Raw genomic sequence first — 18354 nt, 5'->3', positions numbered from 1 at the left:
TCATTTTACCCTGATCTGGCCTGACAACAAAGGAAGAGCTTTTTGAGACAAAGGATCTATGCCTGTTGATGCGATGCTGGCTACCATTACGGAGATCCGTTATTTCAAGGAAATAAACGCAATGACAAGACGTTACCTGAAAATATTGCTGGTGGGGAGTCTGTTTACCCTTAGCGCCTGTGCACAGCAAACCGAAGTCCGTCAAATGAAACAAAGCGTGAATACGCTCAATACCGCGATGGACAAACTGAACAAAGAAACCGTGAAGATCACCCAGCAAAACGCGCTGAATGCCAAATCCAGTAGCGGGGTTTATCTGCTGCCCGGGTCTAACACCCCGGCGCGCCTTAACAGCCAGATTGGCACGCTGAAAATGTCGCTGGTTAACGTGGCGGCCAATGCGGATGGTACTCGCGCAACATTACGCATTCAGGGGGAATCCAACGATCCTCTGCCAGCCTTTAGCGGCACCGTAGAGTGGGGGCAGATTCAGGGCACCACCGAGAACTATCAGGAAGTGAACGTGAAGAGCCAGCTGTTCACCGCTCCCGCCAGCGTGCTGGCCCCGAGCGATGTTGACATTCCGATCCAGCTGAACGGACTTACGCCGGATCAGTTAGGTTTCATCCGCATTCACGATATCCAGCCCGCCGCGCAATAATCCCCTTTCAGCGGAGTGCAATGTCACTCCGCTAACATTTACAATCCGCAAAGATTGGCAACAGAAATCATTGCCGCTACAATCCCCGCCGTTTAAAGTACGCAAACGTGAACGCAATCGATTACGCGTGTGAGAGATATGTGAAACAACACATATTTTTGTGAGCAAGGATTCCTATAATAGGCTCCGCAGAAACACGAAATATTTAGAAACGCAATTCGCGCATTTTTCACTCCCGGAAGGGAATTTCAATCAGTGGCATGATTATGAAAAAAACATTACTCGCGGCTGGCGCCGTGCTGGCACTCTCCTCCACTTTCACTGTTAACGCAGCGGAAAACGATAAACCACAATACCTCTCCGACTGGTGGCACCAGAGCGTTAACGTGGTCGGCAGCTATCACACCCGTTTCGGACCACAGATCCGCAACGATACCTACCTGGAGTACGAAGCCTTCGCCAAGAAAGACTGGTTCGATTTCTACGGCTATATGGATGCACCGGTCTTCTTCGGCGGTAACACCGATGCGAAAGGTATCTGGAACCACGGTTCACCCCTGTTCATGGAGATCGAACCCCGCTTCTCCATTGATAAGCTGACGGGCACCAGCCTGGCGTTTGGTCCATTCAAAGAGTGGTACTTCGCGAACAACTACATCTACGACATGGGCCGTAACGCGTCCGGTCGTCAGAGTACCTGGTATATGGGTCTGGGTACCGACATCGACACCGGTCTGCCAATGAGCCTGTCCCTGAACGTCTATGCGAAATACCAGTGGCAGAACTACGGTGCCGCGAACGAAAACGAGTGGGATGGCTACCGTTTCAAAGTGAAATACTTTGTGCCAATTACCCAGCTGTGGGGCGGTAACCTGAGCTATATCGGTTTCACCAACTTTGACTGGGGTTCAGACCTGGGCGACAACGACTTCCGTGACCTGAACGGTAAGAAAGCGCGTACCAACGACTCCATCGCCTCCAGCCACATCCTGGCGCTGAACTACGATCACTGGCACTACTCCGTTGTTGCGCGTTACTGGCATAACGGCGGTCAGTGGAACGATGACGCAAGCCTGAACTTCGGCAATGGCGACTTCAGCGTACGTTCTACCGGCTGGGGTGGTTACCTGGTTGTCGGTTACAACTTCTGATGTGAAAGAAGGCAAAAACGGACAAAGCCAGCTGATATGCTGGCTTTTTTATTGCTTCACCTTGCGCAGAAAATCCGCCAGCGATCGCTCCGCGCTTTCGCTAAAACGCCTCTGCGTGAGCGTAATATTCAGACACCTGTCGAGCCGGAAGCAACGGTAGTCATCACGCCGTTCACACCACGCGGCCAGCAGCCAGTGTTCTCCCCAAAAGAACAGCCCCAGCGGCTGAATGTCGCGCCATGTCAGATGCCCGGCTTCATCACGATAATGCAGCGCCAGTACGCACTGGGCAGAAATAGCCTGATGAATAATATCAAAGTCGCTGCGCGAATGCGGCTGAAGCGCAATATCCGGCGCATATATCCGCGTCTGCTCCGCCTTACGTCGGCTCTCCTCGGGCAGGATCGCCAGTACCTTCTCCTGCGCCGACTCAAGCTCACGCGAGAGCGAGTCGCCCCCCCAGGTTTTCAGCAGACGGATGGCGACCATCAGCGCTTCAGATTCTTTGTTCGTCAGCATCAGCGGAGGTAAGTCAAAACCCGACATCAGTCGATAGCCGCTTCCCGCCTCCCCTTCCACCGGCACGCCGGAAAGCGACAGGTCGCGGATATCACGGTATACGGTCCGTTCCGATACGCTCAACCTGTCCGCCAGATGCGCTGCCGTTGTCAGACGCCTGCCTCTCAGGATCTGCACAATCTGAAACAAACGGTCAGCGCGTCGGGTCATATCGTATTCAGCTCTCAGGCAGGTTGATGGAGGCCGACGCGATTACCTTCGCTGTCGGTAAACAAGGCTATGGTGCCAATGCCACGCGGCAATTCCAGCGGACCAAACACGCACTCGCCACCCGCAGACGCGATGCGATCGAGCGTTGCCGCCAGGTTGTCAGTATGCAGGTAAATAATAGCGCCCTGTACGGACGGTGTAATGCCCTCAAATTTTGCCAGCGCGCCGCCGGTGGCCGGATCGTCATGCGGGAAAACGGCTAACTCAGCCACATCCATTTTCTCTCGTCTCAGCTGTACCTGCATCACGGGTTCATAAAATTTGATAGCGCGATCCATATCGGCGACCGGAATTTCAAACCAGTTAATCACACTTTTCATACATCCTCCTGCCTGTTGTTTGGGTTCGAAAAGAGTCTACGACAGGGCTCCTGACAGCATACTGTCAGGAGTGTTTGGCAGGAGCAGATAAAAAAAATCCCGGTCAACAGACCGGGATTTCGGGAACGAACGACACGTCGTCTTACGGCAGAATAGACGGCTGATCCGCCCCTTCTTTCTCGACTTTCTGCTGGAGCAGGTGCTCGCGCTTCATGCCAAGTTTCAGAGCCAGTGCGGAGGCGACGTAGATAGACGAAGCCGTACCGATAGAGACACCGATCAGCATGGTCAGCGAGAAGCCTTCCAGTACCGGGCCACCGAAGAGGAACAGCATCAGGATCACCATCAAGGTGGTTCCGGATGTGATCAACGTACGGTGCAGCGTCTGTGTCAACGACACGTTAAAGATTTCGTACGGCGTACCGCGACGGATCTTACGGAAGTTTTCACGAATACGGTCAGATACCACGATACTGTCGTTCAGTGAGTAACCGATAACGGACATCAGGGATGCCACGATTGTCAGGTCAATCTCAATGTGGAACAGAGACAGTATGCCCATGGTGATCACCACGTCGTGCGCCAGGGCGATAACCACACCCGCCGCCAGTCGCCACTCAAAGCGGAAACCGACGTACACCAGAATGGAGATCAGAGCCACCAGCAGCGCCATCGCACCGGTTTGCGCCAGGTCAGCACCTATGCTTGGCCCGACGAACTCGATACGCTTAACCGTCGCATTCTGGTTGGTTGTTTCGTTAACCACGTTAACAACCTTGCTGCCCAGCTCCTGGCTGCCGTTCGCATCGTGCACCGGCGGCATACGCACCATGATGTCACGGCTGCTGCCGAAGTTCTGCAGCAACGGCTCTTCAAAGCCCGCTTTCTGCAGAGACTGGCGCATCTGGTCCATATCGACCGGTTTTTCCAGGGAGATCTCAATTACCGTACCACCGGTGAAATCAAGACCCCAGTTAAAGCCTTTCACGCCCATCACGATAAGGGAGAGGATCAGCAGTAAACCTGAAATGCCGAAAGCCCAGTAGTCCCAGCGCATAAAGTCCCAGACTTTACGGCCGTGGTTCAATTGTTCAACAGTATATTCCTGTGCCACAACGCACTCCTCAGATAGACAGCTTTTTGACGCGCTTGCCGCCATACAGCAGGTTCACGATGGCACGGGTGCCGACAATAGCGGTAAACATTGACGTTGCAACACCGATACCGGTGGTGATCGCAAAGCCTTTGATAGCGCCAGTCCCCACTGCATACAGGATAAGAACCTTAATCAGTGTTGTTACGTTCGCATCGAAGATGGAGCTGAATGCCCCTTTGTAGCCTTCGTCAATCGCCTGCTGAACAGAGCGACCGTTGCTTAACTCTTCTTTGATACGTTCGTTTATCAGTACGTTGGCGTCGACCGCCACCGCAAGGGTTAAGACGATACCGGCAATCCCCGGCATGGTCAGCGTCGCCCCCGGCAACAGAGACATGATGCCGATAATCAGCACCAGGTTCGCAACCAGTGCGCTTGTCGCAATCAGACCAAACTTCTTATAGAAGAAGATCATGAAGAGGATGGAGACCACCAGACCGGCCAGACACGCTTCCAGACCCTGCTTGATGTTTTGCATCCCCAGCGTTGGACCAATGGTACGTTCTTCAACAATCTGAATCGGTGCAATCAGCGCACCGGCACGCAGCAGCAGTGAAAGCTGACGCGCTTCGTTCGGGTTGTTGATACCGGTGATGCGGAAGCTGTTACCCAGACGAGACTGGATGTTGGCGATGTTAATCACCTCTTCCTCTTTCACCAGCACCGCGCGGCCGTTTGCGTCTTTCTTACCGCTGTCTTTGTACTCCACGAACAGGGTTGCCATCGGTTTACCGATGTTGTCCTTGGTGAAGTTAGACATGATGTTACCACCCGCGCTATCCAGCGAGATGTTAACCTGCGGCTGGTTGTATTCGTCCTGGCTGGATGTGGAGTCGGTGATGTGGTCACCGGTCAGGATCACGCGTTTGTACAGCACAACTGGCTGACCTTCGCGGGTCTGTTTCACTTCCGAATCGCCCGGAATACGGCCAGCGGCGGCAGCGGACTGATCGACGTTGGAGTTAACCAGACGGAATTCCAGCGTGGCAGTTGCCCCCAGAATCTCTTTCGCACGTGCCGTGTCCTGAATCCCCGGGAGTTCCACCACGATACGGTCAGCACCCTGACGCTGTACCAGTGGCTCAGCAACACCCAGCTGGTTTACACGGTTACGCAGAATATTGATGTTCTGCTGAACGGCGTATTCACGGGCTTCTTTCAGGCGAGCATCGGTCATCACCGCGCGCAGCTGGTTGCTGCCCTGAGAGGTGATCACGAGGTCACGGTGACGTTGAGTCAGGTAATCTACAGCCTGATCGCGCGCCGCGCTGTCGCGGAACGTGATGCTCATACCGTAGTTATCTTCTTTACGAACGGTAGTGTAAGCGATGCCTTTTTCGCGCAGATCGCTGCGCAGGCTGTCAATGTTTTGTTCCTGCAGTTTGCCGAGCGCGGTATCCATATCCACTTCCATCAGGAAGTGAACACCGCCACGCAGGTCAAGACCGAGTTTCATTGGCTCTGCATTCAACGCAGCCAGCCAACGCGGGGTTGCAGGAGCAAGGTTAAGCGCCACGACGTATTTATCACCCAGCACGCCCATCAGCACTTCGCGAGCGCGGAGCTGCGTGTCGGTGGTGTCGAAGCGAGCAAGAATTGCGCCCTCTTCCAGAGCCACAGACTTAGCGGTAATTTTTTCTTCTTGTAACGATTTCTGGACCTGGATCAGCGTTTGCTCACTGGCGGCGACACCGCGCGCGCCAGTGATTTGAACAGCCGGATCCTCACCATACAGGTTGGGAAGCGCGTACAGCAGGCCGACGAGAATCACGGCGACCAGCATGATGTACTTCCACAAAGGATAACGGTTTAACACGGCAGTTCCCTTTGGGAAAAGTTGGGATTACAGCGCCTTCATGGTGCCTTTCGGCAGAACGGCAGCTACGAAGTCACGTTTGATAACCACTTCAGTGGTGTCGTTCAGGGCAATAGCAATGTAGCCACTTTCAGCCACTTTGGTTACGCGACCGACCAGACCACCGTTGGTCAGCACTTCATCACCTTTGGCAATGGAGTCCATCAGCTTTTTGTGCTCTTTGGTACGCTTCTGCTGTGGGCGCAGGATCATGAAGTAGAAGATCAGACCGAACACAACCAGCATCAGAATCAGAGACATCGGGCTGCCCTGCGCCGGAGCACCTGTTGCCGCTACCGCATCAGAAATAAAAAAGCTCATTCAAATTCCCTCATTATTAAAATTAATCAACGTTCAAAGGTGGAACGGTTCGACCCTGACGTTGGTAAAAATCGGTCACGAAGCTCTCTAATTTACCCTCTTCAATAGCCTTGCGTAAACCAGCCATTAAGCGCTGATAATAACGAAGATTATGAATGGTATTGAGACGCGCGCCCAAAATCTCATTGCAACGATCAAGATGATGCAGGTACGCGCGAGAATAATTGCGACAGGTGTAGCAATCGCACTCGGAATCGAGCGGGCTGGTGTCACTCTTATGCTTCGCGTTACGGATTTTCACCACGCCATCGGTCACAAACAGATGACCGTTACGCGCGTTGCGGGTTGGCATAACGCAGTCGAACATATCAATGCCGCGGCGCACACCTTCAACCAGGTCCTCAGGTTTACCCACACCCATCAGGTAACGGGGTTTATCTGCCGGGATTTGTGGGCAGACATGTTCCAGAATGCGATGCATGTCTTCCTTCGGTTCACCCACAGCCAAACCGCCGACAGCGTAGCCATCAAAACCTATCTCTACCAGACCTTTAACAGAGATATCGCGTAAATCTTCGTAAACGCTGCCCTGGATAATACCGAACAGCGCATTTTTGTTCTGCAGGGAGTCAAAGCGGTCACGGCTACGCTTCGCCCAGCGCAACGACATCTCCATGGAGCGTTTCGCGTAATCCCAGTCGGCCGGGTATGGCGTACATTCGTCGAAGATCATCACGATATCAGAGCCGAGATCGTACTGAATCTCCATAGACTTTTCAGGATCGAGGAAAATCGGATCGCCGTTGATCGGGTTACGGAAGTGTACGCCCTGCTCGGTGATCTTACGGATGTCGCCCAGGCTGAAGACCTGGAAACCACCGGAGTCGGTCAGGATCGGGCCTTTCCACTGCATGAAGTCATGCAAATCGCCGTGCAGCTTCATGATCTCCTGACCAGGACGCAGCCACAGGTGGAAGGTATTGCCGAGGATAATCTGTGCGCCAGTGGCTTCCACTTCTTCCGGCGTCATCCCTTTTACGGTGCCGTAGGTGCCCACAGGCATAAACGCGGGGGTTTCCACCACGCCGCGATCAAACACCAGGCGGCCGCGACGTGCGCGACCATCGGTGGTATCGAGTTCAAATTTCATTTTTTCTCCGACGTCAGAAAAACAGTCCAACGTTGTAAAACGGTGCCGCGGACTTATTCCCCGACACGCTCATTCAAAGCCTGCGGATTGTACGTGATAAACATCGCGTCCCCGTAGCTAAAAAAGCGATATTTTTGTTCTACCGCAGACTTGTACGCCGTCATGGTGTGCTGATAACCCGCAAAAGCGGACACCAGCATAATCAGCGTTGATTCAGGCAGATGGAAGTTGGTTACCAGGGCATCAATCACGTTGTACTGATAGCCCGGGTAGATAAAGATCTGCGTATCGCCAAAGAAAGGCTCAATCAGGTCATTTTTGGCGGCCTGCGCGGCGCTCTCAAGGGAGCGTACCGACGTGGTGCCCACTGCCACAACGCGGTTACCGCGTGCTTTGGCGGCCAGAACAGCATCTACCACCTCTTGCGGCACTTCGGCATATTCGGAGTGCATGATGTGGTCTTCGATGCTGTCCACGCGCACCGGCTGGAACGTACCCGCACCGACATGCAGGGTCACGAAGGCCATCTCGATACCTTTCGCGCGCAATTTTTCCAGCAGCGGTTCATCAAAATGCAGACCCGCCGTCGGCGCGGCGACCGCGCCAGGTTTCTGGCTATAGACGGTCTGGTACAGCTCGCGGTCAGCCTCTTCGTCCGGGCGCTCGATGTAAGGGGGCAGCGGCATATGGCCGATCGCATTCAGAATGTCGAGCACCGTGCGCTCGTCATTGAACGCCACCTCAAACAGCGCATCGTGACGCGCGGTCATGGTTGCACGGATGCTCTCATCATCGCCAAGCAGCAGCTCTGCACCCGGCTTCGGCGCTTTAGAGGCGCGAATATGTGCCAGAATACGTTTATCATCAAGCATACGTTCGACCAGCACTTCAATCTTGCCGCCGCTGGCTTTACGGCCAAACAGACGCGCCGGGATCACGCGGGTATTGTTAAAGACCAGCAGATCGCCAGGGTTGAGCTTGTCGAGCAAATCGGTGAAAGTACCGTGCGTCAGCTCGCCCGTCGGCCCATCCAGTGACAGCAAACGACAGCTACTGCGCTCAGGCATTGGGTAGTGAGCAATCAGGGATTCAGGTAGTTCAAAGGAGAAATCGGCGACGCGCATGACGTATACTCGTGACTTAAAAACAGGCGGCATAGTCTAGTGCTCACACCCTTTTGCTGCAACAACTAGCCGCCCCTGGACAAATAAAACGCATGAATTTTCTCGCTCACCTGCATCTTGCTCATCTCGCTGACAGCTCTCTTTCCGGCAATCTGCTGGCCGATTTCGTGCGCGGTAATCCCGCCGACGCGTACTCCGCAGAGGTTGTCGACGGGATTTTTATGCATCGCCGTATCGACGTACTGACCGATAACCTGCCAGAAGTCCATGAAGCCAAAGCGTGGTTCCGCCCTGAAACGCGGCGCGTTGCGCCAATCACGCTCGATGTGATGTGGGACCATTTCCTCTCGCGGCACTGGGAAACACTCTCTCCTGAGATGCCCCTAAACGCGTTCGTGCGTTATGCCCACCAGCAGGTGTCCATTATTTTGCCGGACTCGCCGCCGCGCTTTGTGAATCTGAATAACTATCTCTGGTCAGAACGCTGGCTTGAGCGCTATCGCGAGATGGACTTTATACAGAATGTGTTAAACGGGATGGCGAGTCGTCGACCGCGACTCGACGCGCTGCGCGACTCCTGGCATGACCTGGACGCCCACTACGAGGCGCTGGAGACGCGGTTCTGGCAGTTCTACCCGCGTATGATGACCCAGGCGAAAAACAAACAGCTATAACAGAAATGCCATTGATAGGTGAAAGCTTGCTGAACGATTGTTAGCGCCTCTTTGTCTTATCAATGAACACTCTCTATACTGGGCGGCGTTGCGTTCCAAATAACCTTAGTATCTACAGGAGAATCACATGGTTCTGGTAACTCGTCCGGCTCCGGATTTTACAGCTGCAGCAGTTCTGGGCAACGGTGAAATCGTTGAAAACTTCAACTTCAAACAGCACACCAACGGTAAAGCGACCGTTCTGTTCTTCTGGCCAATGGACTTCACTTTCGTTTGCCCGTCTGAGCTGATCGCATTCGACAAACGTTACGAAGAATTCCAGAAGCGTGGCGTAGAAGTTGTAGGCGTCTCCTTCGACTCTGAATTTGTACACAACGCATGGCGTAACACCCCTGTCGACAAAGGCGGCATCGGTGCGGTGAAATACGCAATGGTTGCGGACATCAAACGCGAAATCCAGCAGGCTTACGGTATCGAACATCCGGACGCTGGTGTTGCACTGCGCGGTTCTTTCCTGATCGACGCAAACGGCATCGTTCGTCACCAGGTTGTTAACGATCTGCCACTGGGTCGTAACATCGACGAAATGCTGCGCATGGTTGACGCGCTGCAGTTCCACGAAGAGCACGGTGAAGTGTGCCCGGCTCAGTGGGAAAAAGGTAAAGAAGGTATGAACGCGTCTCCGGACGGCGTTGCTAAATACCTGTCTGAGAACGTATCCAGCCTGTAATCGGCACGGTTTACGGAAAAGGCCCGCATCAGCGGGCCTTTTTGTTTTGTACGATCTCACTCTTCACATGTTAAAACGCGAAGCACGAACACCCCAGCACGCCCCAGAATGCCTGGTCATCAGATACCGGGATATCCGATTGCCGCGCAATGCCGTGCGCATGGCCATGCACTCCGCAGCTACCAATGCACTGGTGCATCTGTACCACCGCCCCCACTTTACTGGCTGCAGGCGGCGCAGAGCGGTAATGCCCCGGGACTTTCACGACCGGTGACCACGACGGCACAACCGGGATCGGCGGCGGTGACAGCGGACTGAAATGACCGGCGGCATACACGACCTTGCCATCCACAACGGTCAGCACCGATTCAATGCCCTTGATCTCCTCTTCCGTCACGCTGAAGTAATCTTTCGACAGCACCACAAGGTCCGCAAGCTGCCCTTCAACCAGACGGCCTTTTTTACCCTGCTCGCTGGAAAACCACGCGCTGCCTGCGGTCCACAGCTCCAGCGCTACCTCACGCGGCAGGCGGTTATTGTCGTCATACATCGCCAGGCCGCCGACGGTTCGCCCGGAGACCAGCCAGTAGAGCGCCGTCCACGGGTTATAGCTCGCCACACGGGTTGCGTCGGTTCCTAACCCAACCGGCACGTCCAGTTCCAGCATTTTCGCCACCGGCGGCGTGTGTTTCACCGCCTCTTTGCCGTAGCGGTCGACGAAATATTCGCCCTGGAACGCCATACGGTGCTGCACCGCAATACCGCCCCCCAACGCTTTGACGCGCTCGATATTACGCTCGGTAATGGTCTCCGCATGGTCAAAGAACCAGTGCAGGCCGTTAAACGGAATCTCACGGTTCACCTTCTCAAAGACATCCAGCATCCGGCTGATGGATTCGTCATAGGTGGCATGCAACCGGAACGGCCAGCGGTTTTCCACCAGGTGGCGCACCACGCGTTCCAGCTCGTCTTCCATCCCTTGCGGCAGATCCGGGCGCGGCTGGAGGAAATCTTCAAAATCCGCCGCCGAGAAGACCAGCATCTCTCCTGCCCCGTTCGCACGATAAAAGTCTGTGCCCTGCCCCGGTTTGAGCATATCGGTCCAGCGCTCAAAATCCTCCAGCTCCTGTTTAGGGCGCTGGGTGAAGAGGTTGTAGGCAATACGCACCGTCATCTGTTCTTTGGCGTGCAGTTCGGCAATTACCTCGTAATCTTCCGGGTAGTTCTGGAAGCCGCCGCCGGCATCAATGGCGCTGGTCAGCCCCAGACGGTTAAGCTCACGCATAAACTGGCGCGTGGAGTTAACCTGCTGCTCCATAGGGAGTTTCGGTCCTTTTGCCAGCGTGGCGTAGAGGATCATCGCGTTAGGTTTAGCGATCAGCAGCCCGGTCGGGTTGCCGTGGTTATCACGCACAATCTCCCCGCCCGGCGGGTTTGGCGTCTCTTTGGTGTAGCCGACAGCTTTCAACGCGGCGCGGTTAAGCAGGGCACGATCGTAGAGGTGCAGGACAAACACTGGCGTATCCGGTGCCGCCTCGTTAAGCTCTTCGATGGTCGGCATCCGGCGTTCGGCGAACTGAAACTCGCTCCAGCCGCCCACCACCCGAACCCACTGAGGTGAAGGTGTACGATCGGCCTGATCTTTCAACATCCTTAGCGCATCCGCCAGCGACGGTACGCCTTCCCAGCGCAGCTCGAGGTTGTAGTTCAGCCCGCCGCGGATCAGGTGCAGGTGCGAATCGTTAAGCCCGGGGATCACCGTACTTCCCTTCAGATCGACAATCTGCGTTCCCTGCGTCGCATAGCTCATAATGCGATCGTGGTTGCCCGTCGCCAGGATCTTGCCGTTAGCAATAGCCACCGCTTCCGTGAGCGGGTTTTCGCGATCGAGGGTATGGATCTTACCTTTGGTTAAGATCAGTGTGGCAGTTTGAGACATAACGTACTCCTTTCAGCCGAATCAGGCTTTTTTGAGCCATCCGGCAAACAGACGGGTCACGATGGGCATCCACAGCCAGACCACCAGCGCGACCACACAGGCATCGTTAATCAGATGCAGCAACAACGTACCTTTCAGGCCAGGAAGCAACGCACCGGTCACCAGCGGCACCAGGTTGGTACTGGGGAAGATAACCAGCAGGGTAATGAGAAACTGTTTCCACTGTTTAGGCTTACGCACATGAGGCTCCGGTGGAGTAAACCAGAACGCCGCCTCGGTACGCACTTCGGTTTTATCGCCTTCCGCCAGCAGCGGTTCAATCTCTTTTACCAGCGCATTACGGGTATCGGACTGGGTCCATGCAGAAAGGTGTTCGAGGGTGTCGAAACGGATTATCACCGTCCACAGATGTTGTCCGTCGGTCGGGCGGATGACGTTCGCGCCAAGATGCCCCGGAAATTCCGCCGCGATGGGCATGATCTTACCCAGCCACTGTTCGTATCGCTCAGCCTGACCCGGCAGCAAGGTGTGGGTGATCACCAGCGTGACATGCGATGTGTGCGCCATAATAGTTTCCTGGTCATTAATGGGCGGGAGAACCCCGCCCTGAAAGGTTTACGCTTTGCGTTCTGGCGCGCCGTGAACGAGGGTGTAGGCATAGTCAACGCCCATGCCATAAGCACCGCTGTGCTCACGGACCAGGTCCATGACCGCGTCGTAAGTGCCTTTGCGAGACCAGTCGCGCTGATACTCAAGCAGCACCTGCTGCCAGGTCACAGGAACCGCGCCCGCTTGAACCATACGGTCAATCGCACGTTCATGGGCATCTACGGAGGTACCGCCGGAAGTATCGGTCACTACATAAACTTCAAACCCTTCATCCAGAGCCATCAGCGCCGGGAAGGTCAGGCAAACTTCGGTCCACAGGGCTGAGATGATAAGTTTCTTGCGGCCCGTTGCTTTCACTGCCGCAACAAACGCATCGTCTTCCCAGGAGTTCATAGAGGTACGTTCAATCGGTTTAACCTCCGGGTGAACCGCCAGCAATTCTGGCCAGATGTATCCGCTAAAGCTTTTTGTTTCGACAGAGGTGTAGATAACCGGAACATCAAAAATTTTGCCTGCTTTTGCCAGAGCCACCGTATTATTCTTTAATAACTGACGGTCAATATTTGCCACGCCAAAAGACATTTGCGGTTGGTGATCGATAAAAATCAGTACGGAATTGGACGGGTCAATCAGTTCACGAATAGACATAAAAGTACCTTTTAATCAATGTGTTAAAAGCCAACGTTTTGGTGTGCTATATGAGAAAGGGCCCTGACTGATAAAGCAATTTGAGTATAGCGAGAATTGATTGAGCGGATAGTAAAGATATTTGTCCCCTCTGTTGAAATTAACCGAACAACTTAGGGGAATTTTCAGCAACCGGGAAATAAACCGGTTGCTGATGACGATTAATTTCCGAACCAGACGGAGGCGGAAATGGCCGGTAAGGAGAGAATGCCTTCCTGAATCGTGCCTTTACCCTCTTTGCGTTGCCACGCCTTCACGTGCAGCAACGGAGAGTCATCCAGCACCACTTCACAGGCTTCTCCGCGGTTGATGGCGACCAGCACGCGTTGCTGGTTGTAGACGCGGGCAAACACCACCACGTTATCGTGGGCATACACCACCTGACAGCCACCGTAACGTAGCGCCTGGTTCTGTTTACGAAGCTTAGCCAGACGCTGGTACAGGGTGAGCAGCGCCTTGTCCTGCTTCGCCGGATCCCAGGGGAAGGTTTTGCGGCAGAAGGGATCGTTGTTCCCCTCCAGCCCCACCTCATCACCGTAGTAAATGCACGGCACGCCAGGCCAGGTGAAGAGCCAGGTAACGGCCAGCGGCAGACGTGCCACATCCTTGCCAAGCAGGGATTTAAAACGTGCGGTATCGTGGCTGTCCAGCTGGTTAAACATCCGCAACTGCTGCTGATGCGACAGGCTGGCGCGGTAGTTATCCATCCATGCCATACAGGTTTCGGCGTCGATATGCTGCGGATCGTAAGAGATATCGGTGTTCGCCAGAAATCCCCATAGCGGGAAGGTAAAACCGCGGTAGTTCATGGCCGAATCTTCTGCATCGGCTTGCAGCCACTGGCGTGCATCGCCAAAATGCTCGCCAAAGACAAAGGCCTCCGGCTGCGCGGCTTTCGCTGAGCGGGTGATACCTGCAACGTGCTGAAGGTTATTACGCGCTCCGCCCGCTTCACCCAGCATATGCACCACGTCAAGACGCCAGCCGTCCATGTTCCATGGCGCCTTAAGCCAGTGGCGGACAACGCTGTCTTCACCGCCGTAGATTTCGTTGACCAGAGAAGGCGACTGGAAATCCAGCTTCGGCAGGCTTGGGTAGCCCAGCCAGTCCAGCGCGTAGCCCTCTTCATTAAAGCTGTACCAGTTACGCTGCGGCGAATCCGGGTTATGGCATGCCCCGCTCATCGACTGGTTATGACGGTCAAACCACGCGTGCGAATCCCCGCTGTGGTTGAACACGCCGTCCAGAATCAGGCGCATCCCTTCGTTTTTAGTGTTCTGTCGCAGGCGCAGCAGCGCGGCATCGCCGCCAAACTGCTCATCAACATGACGATAATCTTCGGTGTCGTATTTATGCACGCTCGGGGCTTTAAACACCGGGTTAAGGTACAGCGCCGTCACGCCCAGTTTTTTCAGGTACGGGAGTTTTTCGCTGATCCCGTCGAGATCGCCACCGTAAAACGTCGAGCCACCTGCCTGCGCGGTCAGCGGTTCATCCCATGCTTTGAGGATAATGTCGTGACCTGCTGCGTGGTGGTAATAAACCTTGTCCTGGTCTGCAGTGCGCTTTTCGCTGCGGGCAAAGCGGTCCGGGAAAATCTGGTAAAACACCTGATCGTTAACCCATTGCGGGCCATTGTCCGGGTAATCGACGGCAAATTGCTCCAGCCGGGCCGGCGGAAAACGGCTAAACCCCTGCGGGGTAAACCACAGCTGGCGGTTATTCCACAGCAGTTTAAAACTGTAGCGACGACGCGGCTGTCCACGGGTTAAATCGATGTTTGCCCGCCACGCCGTGATCCCGGGCTGCGGCTGGCTGCGCTGCTTATGCATTTTCAGCGCGGTCTCTTCGTTATCAATTTCGGCGCGTAGCGTCACGCGTTCAGGCTGATTTTCCCCCGCCAGCCAGAGCGTAATCACAAGGTTGTCTTTGTTTTGCTTAACAAATGGGGCAACCGGAAGGTGCCAGGCGTTTAACATCACGAATCCCCTTTGATGAAATTGACGTCACCTTGCCACAGGGGGGTTAAGGTTAGCTCATCATGACGAGGTTTATTGAGGGAGGAGGACGGGGGAGGAGGCATCAGCGAGAGCGGATGCCTCCTTCCAGTCCCTCTGCGGGGAGAGGGAAGATTACTGTGCCTGCGCCAGCTGACGGTCGCGGCGGCATTTAAACATCCAGCCCAGCAGCAGCAGGACGATCCACGCGCAGCCCACATAAAGGGAGATACGGGTATCCGGATGATAGCCAATCAGGGCGATGATAAAGACCAGGAAGACCAGACCGACAGCGGTTGTCACCACCCCACCCGGCACTTTGAACTTCAGCGCTTTCGCCTCTTCCGGTGACAGACGGCGACGGAACGCAATCTGCGACAATAGGATCATGATCCACACCCACACGGTCGCGAAGGTCGCCAGCGACGCAATCACCAGGAACACATTCTCCGGCATGATGTAGTTCAGGTAGACCGACAGCAGCAGGGCTACGGTCATTACCATTACCGTCACCCACGGCGTGCCGCGACGAGAGGTTTTGGCAAACACCTTAGGCGCACTGCCCTGCTCCGCCATTCCGTGCAGCATGCGGCCCACGCCAAAGACGTCACTGTTGATTGCCGAAAGCGAGGCGGTCAGCACCACAAAGTTCAGGATGCTGGCGGCAAACGCGATGCCCATATGCTGGAAGGTCAGCACAAACGGGCTGCCGTTAGTGCCCACCTGGTTCCACGGGTAGATGGACATAATGACGAACAGCGTCCCCACATAGAACACCAGAATACGCATTGGCACTGAGTTGATGGCGCGCGGAATGGATTTCTCCGGGTCTTTCGCTTCCCCGGCGGTAATGCCGATAATCTCGATCCCGCCGTAGGCAAACATGACCATCTGCAGCGACATCACCATGCCGAGCCAGCCGTTGCTAAAGAAGCCGCCGTTGCTCCAGAGGTTATGGATCCCCGTTGGCTGACCGCCGTTGCCGATACCCCAGATGATGATCCCGAAGCCCGCGATAATCATGATGATAATGGTGGCAACTTTGAAGAAGGAGAACCAGAACTCCAGTTCGCCAAACACCTTCACGCTCATCAGGTTGACGGCACAGATGATCAGCACCACGCTCAGCACCCAGATCCAGTGCGGAACCGCGGGGAACCAGACGCCCATGTAGATGCCAAAGGCGGTAACGTCGGCAATAGCCACAATCAGAATTTCGAAGCAGTAGGTCCAGCCGGTGATGAAGCCCGCCAGCGGGCCTAAGTTTTCCTGCGCATAGCGCGAGAACGAACTGGCAGACGGATTGTGAACCGACATCTCCCCGAGGGCGCGCATGATGATATACGCGGCCACGCCACCGATGATGTAGGCCAGCAGAACGCTGGGACCGGCCATTTTAATGGCATCTGCCGAGCCATAAAAAAGACCGGTACCGATAGCGGATCCCAGCGCCATAAAGCGAATGTGGCGGGTACTGAGTCCACGTTTGAGTTTGTTAGTGCTTTCCATTTAAATCTTGCCATTCAACTCGAAAAAAACAAAAAACCACGGGGCCTTAAGCCCCGTGGTTAAACAGTTTGTTGCCGTTGATTAATGGGCGTTCGATGCGACCTGACGCCCTGCAGCACGATCCCAGATAATGGCCAGAACCAGTGCAACAACGGTAGGCATCAACCAGGCCAGGCCTTGCTCGGACAGCGGCAGACGCTGTGTCCAGGCTGGCAGTATTTGCGCAAAGGCGGATGCTTTAATCCCGTCAAGGATACCAAAAATCAGGCTGATAAACATGGCTGGCGCAATAATTCGCGACGAGTTGTTCCACCACGGGCGGGTGAAGCTCAGCACCACCAGCACGATACACGGCGGATAGATGGCCGTCAGCACCGGGATAGAGACCTGAATCAGGTGGCTCAGACCGAGGTTTGACACCGCCATGGAGAAGATGCCCAGGATAAAGACCAGCGTACGGTAAGAGAGCGGCAGATACTGAGCAAAGAACTCAGCGCAGGCGCAGGTCAGCCCCACGGCGGTGACAAGGCACGCCAGGAAAATCAGTACCGCCAGCAGCAGGCTACCCGCACCACCAAAGGTGTGCTGTACGTAAGCATGGAGGATCGCCGCGCCGTTGGCATTTTGATCGACCAGTATGGCGCTATCTGAGCCCAGGCGGAACAGCGCCAGGTACAGCAGCGTCAGCCCTACACCGGCCATCAGGCCAGCCCAGATGGTGTAGCGAGTCAGCAGACGCGCTTCCGTCACGCCGCGGGAACGTGCGGCATTCACGATAACAATACCAAACACCATTGCGCCCAGCGTATCCATCGTCAGGTAGCCGTTCACAAAGCCGTTGGAGAACGCGGCGTTTTTATAGGCGTCCATCGCATCGCTAATCGGGCCTGCGGGCCAGACGATGGCTGCAACCGCCAGCACAATCAGCGCCACGATTTTCAGCGGAGCCAGGAAGTTACCCACGGTATCCAGCAGCTTGCCCGGATAGAGGGAAACCAGAATCACAATCGCGAAGTAGATCAGGCTGTAGATAAACAGCGGCATCGCGCCATCGCCAGTGAGCGGGGCAATCCCCACTTCGAAGGATACGGTCGCGGTACGCGGGGTCGCAAACAGCGGGCCAACGGCCAGATAGCAGACGGTCGCCAGCAGAATGCCGGCCACTTTGCCAATCGGGGTGCTGAGGCTATCAACGCCACCACCGACTTTCGCCAGCGCGACGACGGTCAGTACCGGCAGACCCACAGCAGTAATCAGGAAACCAAACGCAGCGGTCCAGACGTGTTCACCCGCCTGTAAGCCAACCATTGGGGGGAAAATGATGTTGCCTGCGCCAACGAACAGCGCAAATGTCATAAAGCCCAGCGCGATGATGTCACGCGATTTTAAGTGATGGGTCATAAAACCTTACTGCCTGTGGATGTGGTGTTGAAAACATTGAGATTTTCGCTATCCCTGACGGGACGATACAGCGGAAAATTTGCTCAATTTCAGCGGGATATGCTCCCGTCCTGGCGTGGAGAAGAATAGTTTTTCGATTTACCACGCAAATACAGTCGGTATGACAGTATCTGGGGCGCAATTTAAACGCTTATAACGTTTAAAGGCAAGATGGGATCGTGAAACCAGAACAATATGCCAGCATCAAAAATCAGACCAGCACAATACGCTAATTATAAGAA

The 18354-nt window shown here is 54.9% G+C and carries 17 protein-coding genes; 4 read left to right on the top strand and 13 right to left on the bottom strand.

Annotated features, from left to right (window positions below; all coding sequences use genetic code 11):
• The first annotated feature begins 121 nt into the window (after positions 1 to 121).
• Together AM379_RS12695 and AM379_RS12690 are read left to right on the top strand one after the other, a co-directional pair.
• Complete coding sequence (locus tag AM379_RS12695) at positions 122 to 661, top strand: DUF3251 domain-containing protein (RefSeq protein WP_025204974.1); 540 nt, start codon at positions 122 to 124, stop codon at positions 659 to 661.
• A gap of 266 nt (positions 662 to 927) precedes the next feature.
• Positions 928 to 1812: a nucleoside-specific channel-forming protein Tsx gene (locus AM379_RS12690; RefSeq protein ID WP_025204975.1), complete on the top strand. Its 885-nt coding sequence runs from the start codon at positions 928 to 930 to the stop codon at positions 1810 to 1812.
• 48 nt (positions 1813 to 1860) lie between these two features.
• Here the strand turns inward: AM379_RS12690 and AM379_RS12685 are convergent, their stop codons facing one another.
• The 7 genes from AM379_RS12685 to queA form a co-directional block, all read right to left on the bottom strand.
• Positions 1861 to 2541, bottom strand: a complete 681-nt coding sequence (locus AM379_RS12685; RefSeq protein WP_032677509.1) for a helix-turn-helix transcriptional regulator — start codon at positions 2539 to 2541, stop codon at positions 1861 to 1863.
• A gap of 14 nt (positions 2542 to 2555) precedes the next feature.
• The gene (locus tag AM379_RS12680; RefSeq protein ID WP_020885224.1) at positions 2556 to 2921 is read right to left on the bottom strand and encodes a VOC family protein; all 366 of its coding nucleotides are present in this window, start codon (positions 2919 to 2921) and stop codon (positions 2556 to 2558) included.
• Between the two features lie 142 nt (positions 2922 to 3063).
• A complete protein-coding gene (gene secF, locus AM379_RS12675) occupies positions 3064 to 4035 on the bottom strand; it encodes a protein translocase subunit SecF (RefSeq protein WP_106503763.1) in 972 nt (323 codons plus the stop codon).
• Positions 4036 to 4045: 10 nt separating this feature from the next.
• Complete coding sequence (gene secD / locus AM379_RS12670) at positions 4046 to 5893, bottom strand: protein translocase subunit SecD (RefSeq protein ID WP_014168844.1); 1848 nt, start codon at positions 5891 to 5893, stop codon at positions 4046 to 4048.
• Between the two features lie 27 nt (positions 5894 to 5920).
• Positions 5921 to 6253 (bottom strand): preprotein translocase subunit YajC, encoded by a 333-nt coding sequence (gene yajC / locus AM379_RS12665; protein WP_000007630.1) that lies wholly within the window; start codon positions 6251 to 6253, stop codon positions 5921 to 5923.
• Between the two features lie 22 nt (positions 6254 to 6275).
• Positions 6276 to 7403: a tRNA guanosine(34) transglycosylase Tgt gene (gene tgt, locus AM379_RS12660; RefSeq protein ID WP_020885227.1), complete on the bottom strand. Its 1128-nt coding sequence runs from the start codon at positions 7401 to 7403 to the stop codon at positions 6276 to 6278.
• 53 nt (positions 7404 to 7456) lie between these two features.
• Complete coding sequence (gene queA, locus AM379_RS12655) at positions 7457 to 8527, bottom strand: tRNA preQ1(34) S-adenosylmethionine ribosyltransferase-isomerase QueA (protein WP_025204981.1); 1071 nt, start codon at positions 8525 to 8527, stop codon at positions 7457 to 7459.
• Between the two features lie 92 nt (positions 8528 to 8619).
• Between queA and acpH the strand changes: the two genes are divergently transcribed.
• Together acpH and AM379_RS12645 are read left to right on the top strand one after the other, a co-directional pair.
• On the top strand, positions 8620 to 9201 hold the full coding sequence (gene acpH / locus AM379_RS12650) for an ACP phosphodiesterase (RefSeq protein ID WP_020885229.1): 582 nt from the start codon (positions 8620 to 8622) through the stop codon (positions 9199 to 9201).
• A gap of 127 nt (positions 9202 to 9328) precedes the next feature.
• On the top strand, positions 9329 to 9931 hold the full coding sequence (locus AM379_RS12645; RefSeq protein ID WP_014168840.1) for a peroxiredoxin: 603 nt from the start codon (positions 9329 to 9331) through the stop codon (positions 9929 to 9931).
• A gap of 70 nt (positions 9932 to 10001) precedes the next feature.
• Here the strand turns inward: AM379_RS12645 and AM379_RS12640 are convergent, their stop codons facing one another.
• The 6 genes from AM379_RS12640 to brnQ all read right to left on the bottom strand — a co-directional run bounded on the left by AM379_RS12640 (position 10002) and on the right by brnQ (position 18073).
• Positions 10002 to 11870 (bottom strand): amidohydrolase, encoded by a 1869-nt coding sequence (locus AM379_RS12640; protein WP_106503762.1) that lies wholly within the window; start codon positions 11868 to 11870, stop codon positions 10002 to 10004.
• Positions 11871 to 11891: 21 nt separating this feature from the next.
• Positions 11892 to 12437, bottom strand: coding sequence for an antibiotic biosynthesis monooxygenase (locus AM379_RS12635; RefSeq protein ID WP_014168838.1), 546 nt, complete (start codon positions 12435 to 12437; stop codon positions 11892 to 11894).
• Between the two features lie 48 nt (positions 12438 to 12485).
• The gene (locus tag AM379_RS12630; protein WP_020885231.1) at positions 12486 to 13127 is read right to left on the bottom strand and encodes a hydrolase; all 642 of its coding nucleotides are present in this window, start codon (positions 13125 to 13127) and stop codon (positions 12486 to 12488) included.
• Between the two features lie 200 nt (positions 13128 to 13327).
• Positions 13328 to 15145, bottom strand: coding sequence for a maltodextrin glucosidase (gene malZ / locus AM379_RS12625; protein WP_106503761.1), 1818 nt, complete (start codon positions 15143 to 15145; stop codon positions 13328 to 13330).
• A 153-nt stretch (positions 15146 to 15298) separates the two neighbouring features.
• Entirely contained in the window at positions 15299 to 16672 is a 1374-nt protein-coding gene (gene proY, locus AM379_RS12620) for a proline-specific permease ProY (RefSeq protein ID WP_014168835.1), read from the bottom strand.
• A gap of 81 nt (positions 16673 to 16753) precedes the next feature.
• Positions 16754 to 18073, bottom strand: a complete 1320-nt coding sequence (gene brnQ / locus AM379_RS12615; RefSeq protein ID WP_014168834.1) for a branched-chain amino acid transporter carrier protein BrnQ — start codon at positions 18071 to 18073, stop codon at positions 16754 to 16756.
• Positions 18074 to 18354 lie beyond the last annotated feature (281 nt).

This window comes from Enterobacter cloacae complex sp. FDA-CDC-AR_0132 (assembly GCF_003010695.1).
GTDB lineage: Bacteria > Pseudomonadota > Gammaproteobacteria > Enterobacterales > Enterobacteriaceae > Enterobacter > Enterobacter ludwigii.
The sequence above is the reverse complement of the archived record's forward strand: the minus strand, read 5'-3'. Positions and strand labels throughout refer to the sequence as shown.

Coding starts and splice junctions, on each gene's coding strand:
- AM379_RS12635 (WP_014168838.1), bottom strand. CDS start 12,437: ATGGCGCACACATCGCATGTCACGCTGGTGATCACCCACACCTTGCTG.
- AM379_RS12630 (WP_020885231.1), bottom strand. CDS start 13,127: ATGTCTATTCGTGAACTGATTGACCCGTCCAATTCCGTACTGATTTTT.
- tgt (WP_020885227.1), bottom strand. CDS start 7,403: ATGAAATTTGAACTCGATACCACCGATGGTCGCGCACGTCGCGGCCGC.
- queA (WP_025204981.1), bottom strand. CDS start 8,527: ATGCGCGTCGCCGATTTCTCCTTTGAACTACCTGAATCCCTGATTGCT.
- AM379_RS12680 (WP_020885224.1), bottom strand. CDS start 2,921: ATGAAAAGTGTGATTAACTGGTTTGAAATTCCGGTCGCCGATATGGAT.
- AM379_RS12640 (WP_106503762.1), bottom strand. CDS start 11,870: ATGTCTCAAACTGCCACACTGATCTTAACCAAAGGTAAGATCCATACC.
- AM379_RS12695 (WP_025204974.1), top strand. CDS start 122: ATGACAAGACGTTACCTGAAAATATTGCTGGTGGGGAGTCTGTTTACC.
- brnQ (WP_014168834.1), bottom strand. CDS start 18,073: ATGACCCATCACTTAAAATCGCGTGACATCATCGCGCTGGGCTTTATG.
- acpH (WP_020885229.1), top strand. CDS start 8,620: ATGAATTTTCTCGCTCACCTGCATCTTGCTCATCTCGCTGACAGCTCT.
- AM379_RS12690 (WP_025204975.1), top strand. CDS start 928: ATGAAAAAAACATTACTCGCGGCTGGCGCCGTGCTGGCACTCTCCTCC.
- proY (WP_014168835.1), bottom strand. CDS start 16,672: ATGGAAAGCACTAACAAACTCAAACGTGGACTCAGTACCCGCCACATT.
- yajC (WP_000007630.1), bottom strand. CDS start 6,253: ATGAGCTTTTTTATTTCTGATGCGGTAGCGGCAACAGGTGCTCCGGCG.
- malZ (WP_106503761.1), bottom strand. CDS start 15,145: ATGTTAAACGCCTGGCACCTTCCGGTTGCCCCATTTGTTAAGCAAAAC.
- AM379_RS12645 (WP_014168840.1), top strand. CDS start 9,329: ATGGTTCTGGTAACTCGTCCGGCTCCGGATTTTACAGCTGCAGCAGTT.
- AM379_RS12685 (WP_032677509.1), bottom strand. CDS start 2,541: ATGACCCGACGCGCTGACCGTTTGTTTCAGATTGTGCAGATCCTGAGA.